This window comes from Luteimonas sp. GW821-FHT14E02 (assembly GCF_058803905.1).
On sequence record NZ_JBXAPK010000007.1, the window covers coordinates 89522 to 109624 of the forward strand.

Annotated in this window: 17 protein-coding genes; 5 read left to right on the plus strand and 12 right to left on the minus strand. The window is 63.9% G+C overall.

Annotated elements, in window-relative coordinates; genetic code table 11:
• Positions 1 to 30: 30 nt before the first annotated feature.
• The 4 genes from AC1RNP_RS12910 (at position 31) to AC1RNP_RS12925 (ending at position 7053) form a co-directional block, all read left to right on the plus strand.
• On the plus strand, positions 31 to 2724 hold the full coding sequence (locus AC1RNP_RS12910; RefSeq protein WP_493051835.1) for a beta-mannosidase: 2694 nt from the start codon (positions 31 to 33) through the stop codon (positions 2722 to 2724).
• Positions 2725 to 2732: 8 nt separating this feature from the next.
• A complete protein-coding gene (locus AC1RNP_RS12915) occupies positions 2733 to 4145 on the plus strand; it encodes a glycoside hydrolase family 47 protein (protein ID WP_493051665.1) in 1413 nt (470 codons plus the stop codon).
• Positions 4146 to 4273: 128 nt separating this feature from the next.
• Positions 4274 to 5860: a PKD domain-containing protein gene (locus AC1RNP_RS12920; RefSeq protein WP_493051666.1), complete on the plus strand. Its 1587-nt coding sequence runs from the start codon at positions 4274 to 4276 to the stop codon at positions 5858 to 5860.
• A gap of 176 nt (positions 5861 to 6036) precedes the next feature.
• Complete coding sequence (locus AC1RNP_RS12925) at positions 6037 to 7053, plus strand: class I SAM-dependent methyltransferase (RefSeq protein ID WP_493051667.1); 1017 nt, start codon at positions 6037 to 6039, stop codon at positions 7051 to 7053.
• Between the two features lie 114 nt (positions 7054 to 7167).
• On the opposite strand, the gene AC1RNP_RS12930 is transcribed toward AC1RNP_RS12925, so the two are convergent.
• The 6 genes from AC1RNP_RS12930 to AC1RNP_RS12955 form a co-directional block, all read right to left on the minus strand.
• Positions 7168 to 7410, minus strand: a complete 243-nt coding sequence (locus AC1RNP_RS12930) for a hypothetical protein (protein WP_493051668.1) — start codon at positions 7408 to 7410, stop codon at positions 7168 to 7170.
• 151 nt (positions 7411 to 7561) lie between these two features.
• Positions 7562 to 8629 (minus strand): ACR3 family arsenite efflux transporter, encoded by a 1068-nt coding sequence (arsB, locus tag AC1RNP_RS12935; RefSeq protein WP_493051669.1) that lies wholly within the window; start codon positions 8627 to 8629, stop codon positions 7562 to 7564.
• 105 nt (positions 8630 to 8734) lie between these two features.
• Positions 8735 to 9229 (minus strand): arsenate reductase ArsC, encoded by a 495-nt coding sequence (locus AC1RNP_RS12940; protein WP_493051670.1) that lies wholly within the window; start codon positions 9227 to 9229, stop codon positions 8735 to 8737.
• Positions 9226 to 9696 (minus strand): arsenic resistance N-acetyltransferase ArsN2, encoded by a 471-nt coding sequence (arsN2, locus tag AC1RNP_RS12945; RefSeq protein ID WP_493051671.1) that lies wholly within the window; start codon positions 9694 to 9696, stop codon positions 9226 to 9228. Before arsN2 ends, AC1RNP_RS12940 begins: the two co-directional genes overlap by 4 nt.
• On the minus strand, positions 9660 to 10106 hold the full coding sequence (locus AC1RNP_RS12950) for an ArsI/CadI family heavy metal resistance metalloenzyme (RefSeq protein ID WP_493051672.1): 447 nt from the start codon (positions 10104 to 10106) through the stop codon (positions 9660 to 9662). The genes arsN2 and AC1RNP_RS12950 overlap by 37 nt, the downstream gene beginning before the upstream one ends.
• Positions 10107 to 10115: 9 nt before the next feature.
• On the minus strand, positions 10116 to 10454 hold the full coding sequence (locus AC1RNP_RS12955; RefSeq protein ID WP_493051673.1) for an ArsR/SmtB family transcription factor: 339 nt from the start codon (positions 10452 to 10454) through the stop codon (positions 10116 to 10118).
• Between the two features lie 187 nt (positions 10455 to 10641).
• Here AC1RNP_RS12955 and rpoH point away from each other — a divergent pair, with 187 nt between their 5' ends.
• Positions 10642 to 11529, plus strand: coding sequence for an RNA polymerase sigma factor RpoH (gene rpoH, locus AC1RNP_RS12960; RefSeq protein ID WP_493051675.1), 888 nt, complete (start codon positions 10642 to 10644; stop codon positions 11527 to 11529).
• Between the two features lie 83 nt (positions 11530 to 11612).
• On the opposite strand, the gene AC1RNP_RS12965 is transcribed toward rpoH, so the two are convergent.
• The 6 genes from AC1RNP_RS12965 to AC1RNP_RS12990 all read right to left on the minus strand — a co-directional run bounded on the left by AC1RNP_RS12965 (position 11613) and on the right by AC1RNP_RS12990 (position 20025).
• On the minus strand, positions 11613 to 12596 hold the full coding sequence (locus tag AC1RNP_RS12965) for a hypothetical protein (protein WP_493051676.1): 984 nt from the start codon (positions 12594 to 12596) through the stop codon (positions 11613 to 11615).
• 281 nt (positions 12597 to 12877) lie between these two features.
• A complete protein-coding gene (locus AC1RNP_RS12970; protein ID WP_493051677.1) occupies positions 12878 to 14053 on the minus strand; it encodes a vWA domain-containing protein in 1176 nt (391 codons plus the stop codon).
• A gap of 162 nt (positions 14054 to 14215) precedes the next feature.
• Entirely contained in the window at positions 14216 to 15061 is an 846-nt protein-coding gene (locus tag AC1RNP_RS12975; protein WP_493051678.1) for an AAA family ATPase, read from the minus strand.
• 60 nt (positions 15062 to 15121) lie between these two features.
• Positions 15122 to 16381, minus strand: coding sequence for an NAD(P)/FAD-dependent oxidoreductase (locus AC1RNP_RS12980; protein ID WP_493051679.1), 1260 nt, complete (start codon positions 16379 to 16381; stop codon positions 15122 to 15124).
• Positions 16382 to 16386: 5 nt separating this feature from the next.
• A complete protein-coding gene (locus AC1RNP_RS12985; RefSeq protein ID WP_493051680.1) occupies positions 16387 to 17706 on the minus strand; it encodes an MFS transporter in 1320 nt (439 codons plus the stop codon).
• Positions 17707 to 17790: 84 nt separating this feature from the next.
• On the minus strand, positions 17791 to 20025 hold the full coding sequence (locus AC1RNP_RS12990; RefSeq protein WP_493051682.1) for a primosomal protein N': 2235 nt from the start codon (positions 20023 to 20025) through the stop codon (positions 17791 to 17793).
• Between the last annotated feature and the right edge of the window lie 78 nt (positions 20026 to 20103).

Genomic DNA, 20103 nt, shown 5'->3' on the forward strand with positions numbered 1-20103 from the left:
GAATGGCGTCGACGCGGGTGGCTCGCGGTGATGGCGGCGTTGCTGTTAGGAACGTGGGCCGGGTTCGCGCAGGCGGCGCCACCGGTATCGGTGCCGCTGCATGACGGTTGGGAGTTCCGCCTCGCGACCGACGATCCCGCGGTCGCGAAGCAGCCGGAGGCCGCGCGCTGGCACACCGCGCGCGTGCCAGGCAACGTGCACACCGATCTGCTCGCGGCCGGATTGATCCGTGATCCCTACGTCGGCGCGGCGGAAGCCGAGTTGCAATGGATCGGATTGTCGCGCTGGGAATACAGAACCCGCTTCGACGCGGGCGCGGACGTGCGCAAGCGCACGCACGCGGTGCTGGTGCTGGAGGGTGTCGATACCTTCACCGACATCTGGTTGAACGGCGAGCGCCTGGCCACGACCGACAACAGCTTCCGTACCTGGCGCATTCCGGTCGACGGCAAACTGCGCAAGCGCGGCAATGAACTCATCGTCGTGTTCGATTCGCCGATCCGCCGGCTGCTCCCGCGCGTGCAGGCGATGCCGCACAAGATCGCCGGCAACTATCCCTCGCCCTACGGTGACGAGCCGAAGGACGCCATGACCGGTAACTTCGCGCGCAAGCCGGGTTATCACTACGGTTGGGATTGGGGGCCGCGCTACGTGACCGCCGGCTTGTGGCGTCCGGTTCGGCTGGAGGGTTGGGATGCGGCCCGCATCGCGGACCTACAAGTCGTGCAGCGCACGCTGGATGCGGAGCGCGCCGATGTCGATGCTCGCGTCCGGATAGAAAGCGACAAAGCGCGGACCGCATCGATCGAGATCGTCGTTACCGCGCCTGACGGCAAGCCGCTGCCCGCCATCCGCCAGGACGTCACGCTACGCAGCGGCGAGAATGACATCGATGTGCCGGTACAGATCGCGCAGCCACGCCGCTGGTGGCCGGTCGGTTATGGCGAACAGGCGCTGTACACCGTAGAGGCGCGGCTTGCCGGCCGCGGCGCGCAGGACAGTCTGCGCAAGCGCATCGGGCTGCGCACCGTCGAGCTGCGCCGCGACAAGGACGAAACAGGCCAGGGCTTCGCCTTCGTGATCAACGGCGTGCCGATCTTCGCCAAGGGCGCCAACGTCATTCCCTTTGATGCCTTCCCCGCACGCGTCACGCGCGAGCGCCTGCGCCGCGACCTCACTGCCGCGCGCGATGCCAACATGAACATGTTGCGCAACTGGGGCGGCGGTTATTACGAAAGCGATGACTTCTTCGACATCGCCGACGAACTCGGCCTGCTGATCTGGCAGGACTTCATGTTCGGCGGCGGCATGCCGCCGGCTTTCGATCCGGAATTCAGAGCCAATGTCGTCGCCGAGGCGCGCGACAACGTGCGCCGCATCCGTCATCACCCTAGCGTGGTGCTGTGGTGCGGCAACAACGAAGAAGAAACGGCCTGGAAAGACTGGGGGCACAGCAAGACGTTGACCGAAGCCGACCCGACCTTTGCCAAGACGGTGTGGGAAGGCTACGTGCAGCTGTTCGGCCGCGATTTGCGTCAGGTGGTGGCCGAGGAGGGCGGCGGCAACATTCAGTATTGGTCGAGTTCGCCCAGCAACGATCTCGATGAGAAGGCCAACGATACCGATCGCGGCGACAAGCACTACTGGGAAGTCTGGGGCAATCCGGCGCGGCCGCCGGAAGCGTATCTCGACGTCACGCCGCGCTTCATGTCCGAGTACGGTCTGCAGGCGTGGCCTTCGCTGCGCACGGTCGACACGTTCGCCAAACCCGGCGAGCAGGGCATCGATGCGCCGGTGATCCGTGCGCATCAGAAATTCCTGGCCGGCGACGGCAATCAGCGCTTGCTGCTCTACATCCGTCGCGAGTACGGTGAGCCGCGCGATTTCGCCGATTTCGTCTACCTGAGCCAGCAGGTGCAGGCCGATGGCATCGAACTGGCCGCCTTGCACCACCGCGCTTCGCGGCCGCGCACGATGGGGTCGTTGTATTGGCAACTCAACGATGTCTGGCCCGGCGCGTCGTGGTCGAGCCTGGACTACTACGGACGCTGGAAGCCGCTGCACTTCCACGCGCGCCGATTCTTCGCGCCACTGGCGATCGCGCCACTGCGCAAGGATGGCAAGACGCGCGTGTCGCTGATCTCGGACATGACCACGCCGGTCGATGCGGAATGGCGATTGCGCGTACTGGATTTCGGTGGGCGACTTCTGCGCGAAAAACGCAAGCAGATCACGCTGCAGCCGCTCGGCGCGCAGCAGGCGGCCATGCTCACCGACAAGGAACTGCTGCGAGGCGCCGATCCGCGACGCACGGCCGCCGTGTTCGAGTTGTGGGTGCAAGGGCGGGCGGTCTCGCGGCGCGTGGTCTATTTCCGTCCCGCCAAGCAGTTGGTGTGGCCGGCGCCGGCGGTGCGGGCGACGCTGCGCCCCGACGGCGGCGGTTACGCGCTCGAATTGCACGCGCGCAGTCTGATGCGTGGCGTCTGGCTCGACTTCGGCGACCGCGATGTCACGCTGTCCGACAACGCGCTGACCTTGCTGCCAGGCGAGCCGGTCCATCTGCACCTGGGCACGACGGTCACGCCCGATGCGTTGCGCCGGGCATTGCGGTTGCGTTCGCTGTCAGGCTCCCCGGAGCCGGTCTGGGAGATGTCGCAGACCGCCGCATCCGCGACGACATCCGCAGCACCTTCCGAGCCAACATCTTCCGAAAGCACGAAGTGAGCCTTGCCATGATCATGAAACCGCTGGCCGCCCTCTGTCTTGCTTCCGCGCTGTTGCTGGTCCCGCTCGCCGCACCCGCCGAGACGCCCGCTGCCAAGGCAGCATCCGCCGCGATCACCGATGCTGAGGCGGCGAAGCTCGCCGCGCGCGTCAAGGAAGAAACGCGTCACGCCTGGCGCAACTACTGGCGCTACGCACGAGGCCACGATGATCTCAAGCCGCTGAGCAAGGCGGCGCGTGACTGGTATGCCGAGCCGCTGCTGATGACGCCGGTCGACGCGCTCGACACGCTGTTGTTGATGGGGCTCGACAAGGAAGCCGCGCAAGCGCGTGAACTCATCGTCACCCAGCTGTCCTTCGATCGCGATCTCGACGTGCAGAACTTCGAGATCACCATCCGCCTGCTTGGCGGGCTGCTGTCTGGCTATCAGCTCACCGGCGACGCGCGGCTGTTGAAGCTCGCCGAAGACCTCGGCCAGCGGCTGCTGCCGGTCTTTGAATCACCGACGGGCCTGCCGTACACCCACGTCAATCTGCGCACCGGCAAGACCAGCGGCAAGGTGAGCAATCCCGCCGAGACCGGCACGCTGCTGCTCGAATTCGGCATGCTGAGCAAGCTCAGCGGAAAGCCGGTGTTCTACGACAAGGCCAAGCGCGCGCTGGTGGAAACCTACAACCGTCGCGCGAAGGACACGGGCCTGGTCGGCGCCGCGATCGACGTCGAGAGCGGCGAGTGGACGGATTCCGATGCGCACATCGGTGGCGGCATCGATTCCTACTACGAGTATCTCTACAAGTGCTGGCGCCTGTTCGGTGACGAGGACTGCAAGCGCATGTGGGAGGCCAGTATCGTCGGCGTCAATCGCTATCTCGCCGACGAAGTCCGGCAAGGCGAGCTGTGGTACGGCCATGCCGACATGCGCACCGGTCGACGCACCGAGACACGTTATGGTGCGCTGGATGCCTTCATGCCGGCCCTGCTCGCGCTCGGCGGCGATGTCGAGCGTGCGCGCCGGCTGCAAGACTCAGGGCTCAAGATGTGGCGGTTGTATGGCATCGAGCCCGAATCCCTGGATTACGCCGGAATGAAAGTGCTCTCGCCGGGCTACGCGTTGCGTCCGGAGATCATCGAGTCGGCGTATTACCTGCACCACTACACCGGAGATGCGCGTTATCGCGTGATGGGGCGTGAATTCTTCGAGGACTTCGTCCGTAACTGCCGCACCCGCTATGGCTACGCCGCGCTGCAGGATGTGCGGACAAAAGAGAAGAAGGATTCGATGGAAAGCTTCGTCTTCGCCGAGACGTTCAAGTATTTCTATCTGCTGTTTTCGCCCAAGAAAACCCTCGATTTCGACGGCGTCACCTTCAACACGGAGGCGCATCCGCTGCGTGCCGCCGCACCCGGTTCCGCGAAGTAACCGGACGGGAGAGGCGATCGCCGGTCACCCAATCCAACCGCGGCGCCATTGAGTGCCGCGGCGGGGTCCACGAAGCACGATCCACGAAGCATGGGAATAACCGCAACCTGATCCCGGAGGCGTCGATGATGATCCGCAACTCCCGCAATCTGCTTCTCGCATCCACGCACACGCTACTGCTCGCTGCATGTGCCCTCGCACCTGGCAAGGCTCACGCGGAATCCGCCATTTACGGCGGCGGCCCGTTCTACAGCGGCGGACAGTCCGTCATGGATGATCTGCGCGGCTCCGGCTTCACCACCGTGATCCTGTGGAGCTTCCACATCGAAGACAACGGCGATCTGGTCTACAACGACATTCCCGTGGTCAAGAACGGCGCCTACATCGGCGATGCCAACTGGCCCGCGCGGCTGGCCACGCTCAAGACCGCGCCCACTTCCGTCAACCGCATCGAAGTGTCCATCGGTGCCTGGAGCGTTCCCGACTTCGAACGCATGGCCAAGCTGGTCAACGGCACCGCGGCTGGTTGCGGCACCACTATTGTCTGCGGCACTGGCAGCACCAGCATCCTGTACAAGAATTTCCAGGCGCTGAAGACGGCGACCGGCGCCGATGCGGTAAACTTCGACGACGAGAGCGCCTACGATCTGGCGCCGACCACGCAGTTCGGCCAGATGCTCTCCGGTCTCGGCTACAAGATCACTTTCGCGCCGTACACGCAGCAGACCTTCTGGAAAAACCTCAAGACCAACCTCGGCAGCGCCGTCGATGGCATCTATCTGCAGGTGTACGACGGTGGCGCCGGCAACGACCCCGGCGCCTGGTCGACCGCGATGGGCATGACCGTCGATCCCGGCTTGTGGTCCAGGCATGGCAGCGGCTGCAGCAGCGGCGACAGTCCTTCCAGCGTGCAGACAAAAATGACCAACTGGAAGAATTCGGTCGGCATCGTCGGCGGTTTCATGTGGCTCTACGACGACATCCAGGTCTGCTGGTCGCAAGGCACCACGGCGCAGTACGCGGCGGCGATCAACAACGCCGTCAGCGGCAACGCGGCGCCGACCGCGAACTTCTCCTACAACCTTTCGGGCCTGGCCGCGAACTTCACCGACACATCCAGCGACAGCGACGGCACGATCGCTTTGCGCAACTGGAATTTTGGTGACGGCACATCATCCACATCGACCAATCCGAGCCACACCTATGCTTCGGCCGGCACCTACACGGTGACGCTCACTGTCACTGACGACGATGGCGCCACTGCCACCAGGACGCAGACACTGTCGGTTGGCGGCAGTCCGAATCTCGCCCTCAACAAACCCGCGACCGGATCGGCCGCGTGCAACGGCAATGAGTCGCCGGCGAAGGCCGTCAACGGCAGCGTGTCGGGTGGCACCACCGACAAGTTCTGCACACTGGCCACCACGAAATGGCTGCAGGTCGATCTCGGCTCGGCGCAGACGGTGAGCGGCTTCACGGTGAAGCATGCGGGCGCGGGTGGCGAATCGGCATCGTGGAACACCAAGGCGTTCAACATCCAGTTGTCGTCGAACGGTTCCAGCTGGACGACGGTGACCACCGTCAGCGCCAACACAAGTGACGTCAGCACGCATGCGATCACGGCGCAATCGGCGCGTTATGTGAAGCTCAACATCACCACGCCGACGCAGAACGGCGATGCGGCCGCGCGCATCTACGAGTTCGAAGTGCGATAAGCGTTCGTATTCAGAATGCGACTCCGCAACGATTGACGAGAATTCCGGAAGGGCGGAAGGTGCCCCTCCGGCAATGCTCGCGCTGACGTTGGCAGGGAATGTGCCAAGTCGTCGGCAGCGCTCGCGAGCCGGTTTTATCGACTTCGCTGTGATGTGCTTCATCAAAATCAAGATGCATGTCCAGCACATTTGGATTTGAGGATTTGATCACTGCGCAAGCGGCGCGAATAAATATCGTCAGTTCACCATGCATCCATCAGCAATCGGGGGCGGCGATGGTGAGCTATACGCTTGCGGAATGCCTGGATGCCCATGAGCGACTCATCGTTTCCGATCGCACGTTCGATGGGGTGAATTCGTTATCGCGCGCCATGTTCGAGATCCGGATGCGGACGGATGACGAGGCGTGGAGATCCGTTTCCAAGCCTTTCATAGAATCCCATCGTTTGCATGGCTTGCTCCAGCAAGATCCCTATACGAAGCGGGCGAACGAAAAGCCTCGCGGTTATGCCGGCGATGCCGTCATGCTGGACTATCTCTACTATCGTCAGCCTCCCGAAGGGACGACGGATTTCGGGCGCGAGGTGTTCCGCTGTACGGTCGCATCCCCTGGTGGTGAGGCCGTCAGGTGGCGTGCCAAACACTTCGCCGACAGGATCGATCGGCTGAGTTCAAATTCCGATGGAGTGCGTTGCCTGTCGCTGGCATGCGGGCATCTCCGCGAAGCCGAGTATTCGGAGGCGGTCAAGACTCGCCGCGTGCATGTGATAGCGGCGGATCAGGATTCCGAAAGCCTGTCGATGGTGCGTTCCGCCTATGGGACGTATTCCGTGGAGACGCTGCATTGCAGCGTGCGCGATGTCCTCAAGGGAGGAATTTCATTCGACGATGTACATCTGGCCTACGCCGCCGGCTTGTATGACTATCTTCCACAGAAGGAGGCGACGGCACTGACAGCGCGGCTCTTCTCGATGCTGTCTCCGGGCGGAAGTGTCGTGGTCCCCAACTTCCTGGTACGCAATCCTGTCCGCGGATACATGGAAAGCTTCATGGACTGGTATCTGGTCGTCAGAACTCCCGAAGAACTCCATGCGCTGGGGAATGGCATCCCCGAAGCACAGATCGCATCCCGCCGCTATTACGAGGATCCGTTTGGCGTGGTGGGCTATCTGGAAATCACCAAAGCCCTCTGACGCTGAGCGGAAATGCAGCCGCGCATCCACGGATGCGAATCTCCGGGCTTGAATCTAAGAATTCGAGGTGCGATAAGCGTCTGAATCGCGATCCTGCAGCGATTGACCGGAGTGTCATAAAGGCGGGAACAACATACTCCCGACGAAAACCGCCCCGAACTCCGCGAGCACGAAAACGGGAGCATACGCCGGGTGAATGCCGGCGAACGTGTCCGACAACGCCCGTGCCAGCGTGACGGCCGGATTGGCAAACGTAGTGGACGCGGTGAACCAGTAGGCGGCAGTGATATCCCCCGCCACCGAGAGCGCCACGGCAATCGTGCCCTGGTGGCTCGCGCCAAAGATCACCAGCAGCAATCCGAACGTAGAGACGAATTCGCTCCATGCTCGGGAGATCCCTTCACATGAGCGCTGCGAAAGCAAGAAAAATGGATTTTGCGTTGGGCAAAATCTGAACTGAGTAGAGGGAATTAAAAGTTGTGTCTCACCACGGACATGATGAATACTTTCAGACTTGGTTGTCGGTCTGTGCTAGGGCGTGATCAGGCGACGCGCGATTGCCCTCGTACCACCTCTTTGATTGGTTCACGAACCAGACTACGGATAGCATCACCGGCACCTCGATCAGAACACCAACAACCGTTGCCAGGGCTGCGCCGGATTGAAAGCCGAAAAGGCTGATGGCAGCAGCAACGGCAAGTTCGAAGAAGTTGGATGCTCCAATCAGCGCTGAAGGGCCGGCGACGCAATGCTTTTCGCCAGTAACACGATTAAGCAAGTAGGCGAGCGTGGAGTTGAAGTAGACCTGGATCAGGATCGGTACGGCGAGCAAGGCGATGACAAGTGGCTGATCGAGTATCTGTTCGCCCTGAAATCCGAACAAAAGAACCAGCGTCACAAGAAGCGCGACGAGTGACAAAGGCTGCAAGCGGTCCAAAACCCGTTTCAGCGCCGCTTCTCCTCCCCTTGCCAACAATCTGCGCCGCAAGACTTGCGCCGCGATCACCGGCACGACGATGTAGAGAGCGACAGAGAGGAACAGCGTGCTCCATGGCACTGTAATTGCCGAAAGGCCCAGAAGCAGACCGACAATCGGCGCGAACGCAAATAGCATGATGGTATCGTTGAGCGCGACTTGCGAGAGCGTGAAATGCGGCTCCCCTTTGGTCAGGTTCGACCATACGAACACCATGGCCGTACAAGGAGCTGCAGCAAGGATGATGAGGCCGGCGATGTAACTGTCGATTTGATCGGCAGGCAAATATGGTCGGAACAGATATCCGATGAACAACCAGCCCAGGGCCGCCATCGAAAATGGCTTGACCGCCCAATTGACGAACAGTGTGACGCCGATGCCTCGCCAATGCTCCTTTACCTGCCCAAGCGCGGAGAAGTCGATCTTGACCAGCATCGGAATAATCATCAGCCAGATGAGAGCCGCAACCGGCAGGTTCACCTTGGCGATTTCGGCGGCGCCGATAGTGTGAAAGACGCCCGGCATGGCATGGCCTAGGGCAACGCCGGCCGCAATACAGAGTGCCACCCATAGGGTGAGGTATCGTTCAAACGTAGACATTTTTGCCGCCTCAGACATTCGGCCATGGCGCCCGAATTGATTGTGATTGCCAGCAGGAATGCGGTCCCGAGTCCTTCCGCGAACGGGCGTCGCGACAACGCAACGTCAGACATGCCCGATGGCCTTGATCTCGTTGTGCAGCGCCAGGCGATCCAGCTTCTCCAGCGGCAGGCTGAGGAACAGCCGGATGCGGTGCGCGATGGCTTGCGCCGTCTTTGCGAACGCGGCGCGACGCGTGACCTCGTCGCCTTCCACATGCGAAGGATCGGCGAAACCCCAATGCGCGGTCATCGGCTGTCCCGGCCAGTAGGGACAGGCTTCGCCGGCGGCGTTGTCGCAGACGGTGATGATGAAATCCATCTGCGGCGCGCCGGGTTCGGCGTAGACGTCCCAGCTCTTGCTGTGCATGCCGGACGTGTCGCAACCCATTTCCTGCAGTGTCGCGAGCGCGAGTGGATTGACTTGCCCGGCCGGCTGGCTGCCGGCGCTGAATCCATGGAAGCGGCCTTCGCTCAGTTTGGTGACCAGGCCTTCGGCCATGATGCTGCGGGCGCTGTTGCCGGTGCAGAGGAACAGAATGTTGTAGGTGGGTTTGCTCATGGCGTCGCGAGTCGTTTGGACATGCAGGTGGCGGTGGCGGGGCACAGTGCGCGGAATTCCGCGGTTCCCCGGATGGAGTCCGGCGCGCCGCCGCGATCGGCGACGGCGTAGCCGTGTCTGGAGAAGAACGGTGCGGCGGTTTCGGTCAGCAACAACAGTTCGGTCACGCCGCGATCGCGGGCCGTGGTTTCCAGGGCGGCGAGCAGCCGGGCGCCGTGGCCCGCGCCGCGGATCGTGGGAGTCAGCACGAGCGAACGCAGCAGGCCCACGTTTCCAAATGCCTGCAGGCCGATCGCGCCAACGATGCCGTCCACGTCCTCGGCGACAAGGAACTCGACCTCGCTTTGATCGAGATCCAGAATGGGCAGATGCGCTTCCGTGAGCAGATCGCGGATGCGTTCATCGTCCCGGGACGTGGCCGGCCGGATGTTCATCGGCAGCAGCTGGCGCGGGAATCGGAACCGCATGCGGCGGCGCTGGCGGGTTCGATGCCGTTGCGGCCTTCACCGTAGACCGGAATGTCGCCCATCGTGTGGAACGCTTCCCACACCACGCCCTGCGGATCTTCCAGCCAGTGCTTGTCGGAGCGGGCGTAGCAGCAGTTCGCTGCCGGCTCGGCGTCACCGCCCAGATCGGCGGCCACCGCGCGCGCCTGGATCTCGGCCAGTTCCTCGGCGTTCTCGGCCTGGATGCCGAGGTGGTTCACGCCGGTGACGTCGGTGCGCGTGGAGATGGCGAAGTTCACGCGCGGATCGTCGAGCATCCATTTGGCGTAGTCGTCCTTCTGCACGGTGGGCGCGGTGGCGAACAGTCCCGAATAGAAGCGGATGCTGTCGGAAAGATTCTTGACGGAGACGTGGACGTGCAGGCGTTTCATGGAGAGCCTCTAATCAGTGGCGGTGGTGGCGGTCTTGCAGGACGTGTCGGACACCTCGCACGAGGAGCCGGCGCAGCAGTTGTCGGTGAGGAAGCGCAGCAGCCCGTCCATCGCCGGGAAGTTGGCCGAATAGATGACGAACCGGCCGTCCTGCCGGGACTGGGTGAGCCCGGCGATGGTCAGCTCCTTCAGGTGGAAGGAGAGCGTGGCCGGACTGATCTCCAGGCGCTCGGCGATCCGGCCCGCGGGCAGGCCGGCGGGGCCTTCCTCGACCAGCAGTCGGAAGACGGAGAGACGGGTCTCCTGGGCGAGGGCGGCGAGCAGGGTGGCGGCTTGATTTGTTTCCATATTTCGACCATAATGGAAATATGGAAATGAGTCAAGCCGCTGGAACCCGTCGGCCCTCTCCGTTGTCAGACTCCCCCAACTGCATCGTCGAGACTGCTCGAGCCTCCGAAAAGCGCCCAGGCGTTCCATTAACGGAACGCTGGGGAACTTTCCTGCTCCTTAGCAGTCATAGGTGCTCACTGCTAATATGGCCCCCATGACCGACACTACCCTTCGCTATCCCCTGGTCGCCAACAACCTGCCGGTGCCGAGCGCGCTCGGCTCGCTGGATGCCTACGTGGGTGCGGTGCACCAGATTCCCGTCCTGACCGTCGAGGAGGAGCAGGCGCTCGCGCACCGCTTCCGCGACGAGGAAGACCTCAATGCCGCGCGCGAACTGGTGCATTCGCACCTGCGCTTCGTCGTGCATGTGGCCCGTGGCTACAGCGGCTACGGCCTGCCGCTCGGTGACCTGATCCAGGAAGGCAACATCGGTCTGATGAAGGCCGTCAAGCGCTTCGATCCCGAGATCGGCGTGCGCCTGGTGAGCTTCGCCGTGCATTGGATTCGTGCCGAGATGCACGAGTTCATCCTCAAGAACTGGCGCATCGTCAAGGTCGCCACGACCAAGGCGCAGCGCAAGCTGTTCTTCAACCTGCGCAAGAGCAAGACGCGCCTGGGTTGGATGAACGCCGAGGAAGTGCGCGCCGTGGCGCAGGACCTGAACGTATCCGAGCGCGAAGTGCTGGAGATGGAGTCGCGCCTGTCTGGCCGCGACATCGGTTTCGACGCGCCCGCCGACGAGGACGACGAGCATGCGCCGCCATCGCCGGCCGCGTATCTGGTCGCCGAGAACGAAGACCCGTCGCAGGCCTATGAGCGCGCCGACAGCGAAGACCACCAGCTCGACCTGTTGCGTGAAGGCATGAGCCGTCTGGATGCGCGTTCGCGCGACATCATCCGGCGTCGCTGGCTGGACCAGGACAGCAAGGTCACGCTGCAGGAGCTGGCCGATGAGTACGGCGTGTCCGCCGAGCGCATCCGTCAGGTCGAGGCCAACGCGCTGAAGAAGATGAAGGCGCTGTTTGCGGCCTGAGCCGTTGTATCGATATAGATGGATGGACGGCCCGGATTACACCGGGCCGTTTTTATTTGTACTTTTTATTTGCACAAAGCCACTCAGTCCAGCCCGTAACGAAGGACGATATGGCGAACAGATTCGTCGTACTGCCATAAAGCAAAGTTCAGGTCGACGCCATGGGCCGTGCCCGCTTCGGACAGCTCGTTTCTCCACTTCACCAAGTCTGACGCCCGGATGGTGGCGCAAATGGCATCTTTCAGGGCCGCTTGTTTCGCGGGTCCCAGAAACGGGGTTTCGATGAGGCGGAGATGGCTGCCGTCCTCAGGTATGGTTCCATTGATCGACCAGGAATTCCACCAGCGCGGATTATTCCAGTCGCTGCCGAGATTGGCTGGCTGCATGCCCACATCCAGCAACAAGGAACTGGAACCGGATAGCCAGATGACCCAATTCGCGCGCCAAAGGATGTCTTCGATGGTTGCTACAGAAGAAAGCCAGCCGGCAATCGATGGCGAGTCCAGATATTTCGCAACGAAGAACAGCGCTGCCGAAAAACTGCCCTCGGGGCAGAACTGATAACCGTTGGTAGTGAGTCCCAGAGTAGTCAGTGTGCCGCCGGGAATCACCTGGTTGTCATGCCATAGATGTGATTGAAGCAAGGCGCGGCCCACGGTAGCCAGCAGATCCTCACGGAATTGCGGGTAGTGGTACTCGGCTTCGCCGTCCGGGTAATGCACCATGATCGCGCTGACCAGGGATCCATAAATATCACGAGGATCCCATGGGCCAACCAGTGGTGTAATGCGCGCGATCAGATAGGGAAGCCATTCGCTCCATTCCTTCATATGGCCGAAGGAACCTGGGCCCGAGGTAAGCTCCGACAAGGCATCCGCAAGCTCATTGCGAGGCCATCCCGCTGGATTGTCGGTCATCAACGTGTCGAACATGCGCCGCGTTTCGGACATGAACCAGGCTTCCCCCATGGGCGTCCGTGGCCGGGGAAAGTGCTTGCGCAGGCGTTGCAATGCAATTTCAGAAGGTCCAAGGCCGGGGCGCCAGCGGTAGGGCGATGTGCCGGGCATGGAATTATCCGGCGATGTCAGAAATTACGGACAATTTACGCATTTCGCATTGGTGTTTCGTGGCGGCTTTGCGGTTCCGTGGCAGACAATTCCAGTGCGGGATATGCCGCGTCGGCCAATATCAAGATGTCTCGATTGGAATCATTTTGCATGAAAGCATCGTTGGTTTTTTCCATCACGGGCCTGTTGGTGATCGTCGGGGCGATGTTAAGCGTGGCGAATTAGTCGGTCATGCTATCCCTGCGATTTCTCCGCGTGGCCAGGCCGGACCTTGAGTTGATTTAGCGCAATAAAGCCCGTACTGCCTGATCAATGCCTCGAGGCGTCAGTTCGTACATGCGCTGGTCGATCAGTTCGGCGATCAGGCGATTGGAGGCGGTGTAGTGCCAGGTGCGTGACGGCATCGGGTTGAGCCAGGCGAGCTTCGGGAATTTGTTCGCCAACCGTCGCAGCCAAACGGAACCGGCCTCCTCGTTGTAGTGTTCGATGCTGCCGCCGGGCTGCAGGATTTCGTGCGGCGCCATCGCCGCGTCGCCGACGAAGATCAGCTTGGTGTCGGGCGGATGCGTGCGCAGCAGTTCCGCCGTGCTGATGTGGTCGCTGTCGTACTGGCGGTTTCGGTTCCACAGGCGCTCGTACACGCAGTTGTGGAAGTAATAGTGAGTGAGCCGCTTGAATTCGCCGCGCGCGGCGGTGAACAGCTGCTCGCAGAGGTTGATGTGGTCGTCCATCGAGCCGCCGATGTCGAGCAGCAGCAACACCTTGACGGCGTTGTGGCGCTCGGGGCGCATCTTGATATTGAGCAGGCCGGCATCGCGCGCGGTGGCGTCGATGGTGCCGTCGAGATCGAATTCCTCCGCCGCGCCCTGGCGCGCGAAGCGGCGCAGCCGGCGCAGGGCCAGTTGCAGGTTGCGCACGCCGAGCTCGGCATCGTCCGCCAGTTCGCGGAACTGACGGCGTTCCCACACCTTGACCGCGCTGCGCCCACCGCCCTGCGGACCGACGCGCAGGCCTTCCGGATGATAGCCGCCGGTGCCGAATGGGCTGGTGCCGCCGGTACCGATCCAGCGGTTGCCGCCGGCGTGGCGCTCGGTTTGTTCGGCCAGCCGTTCGCGGAAGGCTTTCATCAGGGCGTCGATGCCGCCCAGCTTCTCGATGCGGGCCTTTTCCTCTTCGGTGAGCATGCGCATGAAGTCGCGGCGCAGCCATTCCTCGGGAATGGCCTTGTCCGGCGCGACCGAGTTCGTGGCCACGCCGCGCCACCAATGACCGAAGGCCTGGTCGAAGCGGTCGTAATGGCGCTCGTCCTTCACCCAGGACAGGCGCGCGAGTTCGTAGAAGGCGGCGTGGTCGGCGTAGGCCAGGCGTGCGTCGAGCGCGGCATGCAGGTCGAGCAGCTCGCGCAGGCTCACCGGCACTCCGGCCGCGCGCACTGCGTTGAAGAGGCCGATCAGCATCTGCCGCTCCTGTCGCCCGTCGCTCCGGCGAAAGCCGGGATCCAGCTTTTCCGTGATTTGGCCCAATATCCGTTGCGGAACGAAAGACCGGAGCCCGGCTTTCGCCGGGATGACGAGCAGAAACAGGCGGTGCGCGAAGGCGTCATCGCGTGGACGCTCGTCTCAGCGTGCCTGCCGGCGATGCATGAAGGCGAGTTTCTCCAGCAACTGCACGTCCTGCTCGTTTTTCAGCAGCGCGCCGTACAGCGGCGGAATAGCCTTGGCCGGATCGTGCTCGCGCAGCGCCGAGGCGGGAATGCGGTCGGCCAGCAACAACTTCAGCCAGTCGATCAGTTCGGATGTGGAGGGTTTCTTCTTGATGCCCGGCACCTCGCGCAGCTGGAAGAACACGGCCAGCGCCTCCTCGACGAGGTTGCGTTCGATGCCGGGAAAGTGCACGTCGACGATCCTCGAGAGCGTCGCGGCGTCCGGAAACGCGATGTAGTGGAAGAAACAGCGGCGCAGGAACGCATCCGGCAGCTCCTTCTCGTTGTTGGAGGTGATCAGCACGATCGGGCGGTGTTGCGCGCGCACGGTTTCGTCGGTCTCGTAGACGTAGAACTCCATGCGGTCGAGTTCCTGCAGCAGATCGTTGGGGAACTCGATGTCGGCCTTGTCGATCTCGTCGATCAGCAGCACGGCGCGATGATCGGCCTCGAACGCTTCCCAGAGCTTGCCGCGGCGCAGATAGTTGCGCACATCGTGCACACCCTCGACGCCGAGCTGGGAATCGCGCAGGCGGCTCACCGCGTCGTATTCGTACAGGCCCTGGTGCGCCTTGGTGGTGGATTTGATGTGCCAGGTGATCAGGCGGGCGCCGATCGACCGGGCCAGCTCCTCGGCCAGCAACGTCTTGCCGGTGCCCGGTTCGCCCTTGATCAGCAGCGGGCGCTGCAGGGTGATGGCGGCGTTGACCGCGAGGCTGAGGTCGGCGGTGCTGACGTAGGTATCGGTGCCCAGGAAGGTCATGACGGAAGCATGGAGAAGGGGTTCTCCGCAGACTAACCCAATTCGATTCGATCTCTCGCTCTAAGTCCCGTCACCGTGGTGCCCGAGAATGATCCGCGCCGCGCGCTGATAGCTCCAATACGCCCACGTCCAATTCAGCATGACGATCAGGCGATTGCGGAAGCCGATCAGGAAGAAGATGTGGATCGTCAGCCAGAACAGCCACGCCGGGTATCCCGAGAAACGCAGGCCGTGCAGTTCGACGATGGCCTTGTTGCGGCCGATGGTGGCGAGATTGCCGAAGTCGCGGTAACGGAACGCCGGTGCGTTTCGCTGTGCGATGCGCGCGCGGATCACCTTGGCGACGTGCGCGCCCATTTGCTTGGCGGCGGGCGCCACGCCCGGCACCGGCTTGCCGTCCTGCTGCACGCTGGCCAGATCGCCGGCGACGAAAACCTCGGGAAGGTCCGGCACGCTGAGATCGGGCTGCACGGGCACGCGTCCGGCGCGATCGAGCGGCACGCCGAGCGCGCGCGCGAGCGGCGAGGCGGCGACACCCGCCGCCCACAGCACGGTACGCGCGGCGATGCGTTCCTCGCCGAGCTGCACGCCTTCGCCGTCTATCGCGCCCACCGGCGTGCCGGTGCGCACTTCGACGCCGAGTTTCTCCAGCTGCTTGCGCGCCTTCGCCGAGAGGGATTCCGGGAAGGAGGAAAGCACGCGCGGCCCGGCTTCGAGCAGCATCACGCGCGTTTCGCCCGGATCGATGCGGCGGAATTCGCGCTTCAGGGTATGTCGCGCGATTTCGGCCAGCGTGCCGGCCAGTTCCACACCGGTGGGGCCGCCGCCGACGATGGCGAAAGTGAGCAGCGCACGCCGTGCCTCGGGATCGGATTCGGCCTCCGCGCGCTCGAAGGCGGACAGCACGCGACGGCGGATCAGCAGCGCATCGTCGAGGGTTTTCAACCCCGGTGCGTGCGTGGCCCAGTCGTCATGGCCGAAGTAGGCGTGCGTGGCGCCGGTGCCGACGAGGAGATAGTCATACGAGAGCGGATCGCCATCGCGCATCCGCACCTGGCGCGTGCCCGTGTCGATGCCGGTGACTTCGTCCATCAGCACGGTGACGTTGCGCTGCCGGCGCAGGATGTGCCGCAGCGGCGCGGCGATGTCGGGCGCCGACAGGCCGGCCGTGGCGACCTGATAGAGCAGCGGCTGGAACAGATGGTGATTGCCGCGATCGACGAGCGTGACGCGCACCTCGTCGCCCGCGAGCGCGCGCGTGGCCCACAGGCCTGCGAAGCCGCCGCCGATGATGACGATGTGGGGGACGGGTGAGGCCATGATTGCTATGCCAGTTCGTGATCGCGATCAATGTGCGAATGATGTTTAGTATCGCGCATCGTGCTGTACACCAGCAGCGAGATCGCCGTGCAGCCGCTCACGTACCAGTAGAACCACGGCTCGTGTCCGATTTCCTTGAACCAGATCGCGATCAGTTCCGCGGTGCCGCCGAAGATCGCCAGCGTCAGCGCATAGGGCAGGCCGACGCCGAGCGCGCGGATGTGCGCCGGGAATAATTCCGCCTTCACCACGGCATTGATCGAGGTGTAGAAGCTGGTGACGGCCAGGCCGGTGACGATCCAGGCGAAGGCGGCTTCGGCGGTGGTGGAGCCGGCGATTCCGCTCAGGATCGTATAGCTCAGCAGCGTGCCCAGCACGCCGAAGGCGATCAGCAACGGGCGACGTCCCACGCGGTCGGACAGCGCGCCGAACAGCGGTTGCAGGAAAATGAAGACGATCAGCGACAACGCCGAGATCAGCGTCGCCTCCGACTTGCTGAAGCCGGCGCTGTTGACGAGGAATTTCTGCGGATACGTGGTGTAGGTGTAGTACGAGATCGTGCCGCCGAGCGTCAAACCGATCACGGTGAGCACTTCGCGAGGATATTTCATCAGCTCGCGGATGCTGGCCTTCGGTCGATTGCTCTTGCTGACGAGTTCGAAGGATTCGGTTTCCTGCATCGTGCGGCGCAGATACATGACGGTGACCGCCAGCAGCGCGCCGATCGCGAAGGGAATGCGCCAGCCCCAATCATTGAGCTGCTGCTCGGTCAACAGCCAGCGCTGCAGCACGATCAGGACGAGCAGCGCGAGCAACTGGCCCAGCACCATCGTGACGTACTGGAAGCTCGACCAGAAACCGCGGTGGCGCTTGTCCGCCATCTCGCTCAGATACGTCGCCGAGGTGCCGTATTCGCCGCCGAGGCTGATGCCCTGGATCAGGCGCGCGATCACCAGGATGATCGGCGCGGCGACGCCGATGTGCTCGTAGCCGGGGCAGATCGCGATCAGCAGCGAGCCGCTGCACATCAGCACGATCGACCAGACCAGCGCGGTCTTGCGTCCGTAGCGATCGGCGAACAGTCCCATCAGCCAGCCGCCGATCGGCCGCATCAGGAAGCCGACCGCGAACACCGCGGCGGTGTTGAGCAATTCGAGGTTGCGGCTGCCCTTGGGGAAGAAGTGCGGCGCGAAGTAGATCGCGAGCATGGAGTAGGCGAGCCAGTCGTACCACTCGACCAGATTGCCGGCGGAACCGCTGAAGATGCTGCGCAGGCGCCGCGCGGGCGTCATGGTGGCGGTGTCCGTGACGATCGCGTTCGACATGGCCTGACCTCGTGCGTGCGAAGGCGGCAGGGTAACGCAGGGAGGTTAGGCTGTGGTCAATACAGCGACGAAAGTTCAGTAAAGTCAGTAAAGATCGACGGGGTCGACATCGAGCGACCAGCGCACCTTGCGTGCTTCCGGCGATGCGTACAACGCTGGCAGCGCCGAATCCAGCAGGCGGTGCAGTTGTCGCCTCTCGTTCGACGACACCAGCAATTGCGCGCGATGCATGCCGGCGCGCTTGGGCATCGGCGCCGGCAGCGGGCCGTGGATCGCGATGCCCTGATCCGTAATGGGTTGAGCCGCATCGGCGAACGCTTGTTTCGCGTCGCGCAGGAACATCATCGGCGCGTCGGCATGCTTGGCCTCCGCACGCAGCAGCGCGAGATGGGCGAACGGCGGAAAGCCCGCGGCCTCGCGCTGCGCGAGTTCCTGTTCGGCGAAGGCGTGGTAGCCGCCGTGGATCAGCGTCTGCAGCAGCGGATGCTCGGGGTGGTGTGTCTGCAGCCAGACTTCGCCGGGCTTTTCGGCGCGGCCGGCGCGGCCCGACACCTGAATCAGCAATTGCGCGAGCTTCTCGCCGGCGCGGAAATCGGCGGAGAACAGGCCTTCGTCGATGCCAACCACGGCGACCAGCGTGAGATTCGGCAGATCGTGGCCCTTGGCCAGCATCTGCGTGCCGATCAGGATGCCGGGGCGATCGCCGAGTGTGTCGAAGTGGCGTTCCAGCGCGTCCTTGCGGCGCGTGCTGCCGCGATCCACGCGCACGACCGGCACGTCGGCGAACACGCGCGCCAGTGTTTCCTCGATGCGTTCGGTGCCGTTGCCCTGCGGTTGCAGGGCGAGGCTGGCGCAATCGGGACAGGCCTTCGGCACGGCTTGCCGCGCGCCGCAGTGATGGCATTGCAGGCGGCGGCCGCCGGCGTGCACGGTCATCGGGCTGTTGTGGTCCGGCGTGCTGCAGCGATGGCAGTGCGCGCTCCAGCCGCAGTCGTGGCAGAGCAGGACAGGGGCGTAGCCGCGACGGTTCTTGAACACCAACGCTTGTCCGCCGCGATCGACGGTGTCGCGGATGGCTTCGAGCAGTTCGATCGAGAGTCCCGCGTCGAGCGGACGCTTGCGCACGTCCAGCACGCGCACGCGCGGCGCCTGCGCGTTGCCGGCGCGGCGCGTCAGGCGCAGGTGCGCGTAGCGGCCGGCGTTCGCGTTGTGCAGCGATTCGAGCGAGGGGGTGGCGCTGCCGAGCAGCACGGGCACGTCGAGTGCCTTGCCGCGCACCAGGGCGAAATCGCGGGCGTGATAGCGGATGCCATCCTGCTGCTTGTAGCTGGCGTCGTGTTCCTCGTCGACGACGATCAGGCCGGCTTGCGGCAGGGGCACGAAGATCGCCGAGCGCGTGCCGACGATCACCCGCGCCTCGCCGCGCCAGGCCGCGGCCCAGACGCGTGCGCGCTCGTTGTCGTTCAAGCCCGAGTGCAGCGCGTGTACCGGCACGCCAAGGCGGGCGCGGAAGCGCGCCAGCGCCTGCGGGGTGAGGCCGATCTCCGGTACCAGCACCAGCGCCTGCCGTCCGCGGGCGAGGCAGTCGGCGATCGCCTGCAGGTACACCTCGGTCTTGCCGCTGCCGGTGACGCCGTCGAGCAGCAGCGGCATGAAGCCGGTGCAGGCGCCGATCGCCTCGATGACGGCGGCCTGTTCGTCGTTCGGCGTGGGACCGGGCTGCGGCGCCGGCGCGAGCTGCGAGGCGGGGATGGCGACGCGTTCGACGAATTCACGCTTGGCGAGCGCACGCGCGGCGGTGCGCCAGTCGTCCATCGCCGCATCGAGTGCGTCTTCCCCATGCAGCCCGGCCGCGTGCACCAGATCGGCGAAGCGGCGCGGCCGGCTGCCCGCGCGCAGGGCGGGCAGGTGGGTCGCGCCGGCCTCGGTCAGGCGCCAGGCCCAGGCATGGGTGTCCGGCAGTGGTTCGCCGCGGCGCAGGGCCGCCGGCAGGGCCGTTGCCAGCACTTCGCCAAGCGGGGCGTGGGTGTAGCGCGAGAGCCAGCGCAGGGAGTCGGCCAGTTCACCGTGCAGCAGCGGGGTGTCGTCGAGACAGGCGAGGATTTCGCGCAGCTCGTGGGCGCCGTCTTCCGCGGGGCCGATCTCCGCCACGACGCCGACCAGCTCGCGCGGCCCGAACGGGACACGCACGCGGCGGCCGATCCACTCCGGTGTCGCGGCCTCGGCGCCGGGCGCGCGGTAGTCGAACAGCCGCGGCAACGGCAGCGGCAGGGCGGCGCGCAGGACAGGCTTGATGACAGATGGGTCGGGGACAGACATCGACAAAGTCTAGCGAGCCATCGACGCAGGCATTGCGCCGCGATGCCGGTGTCGCGGGCGTCTTTTCAGGTCATGGCG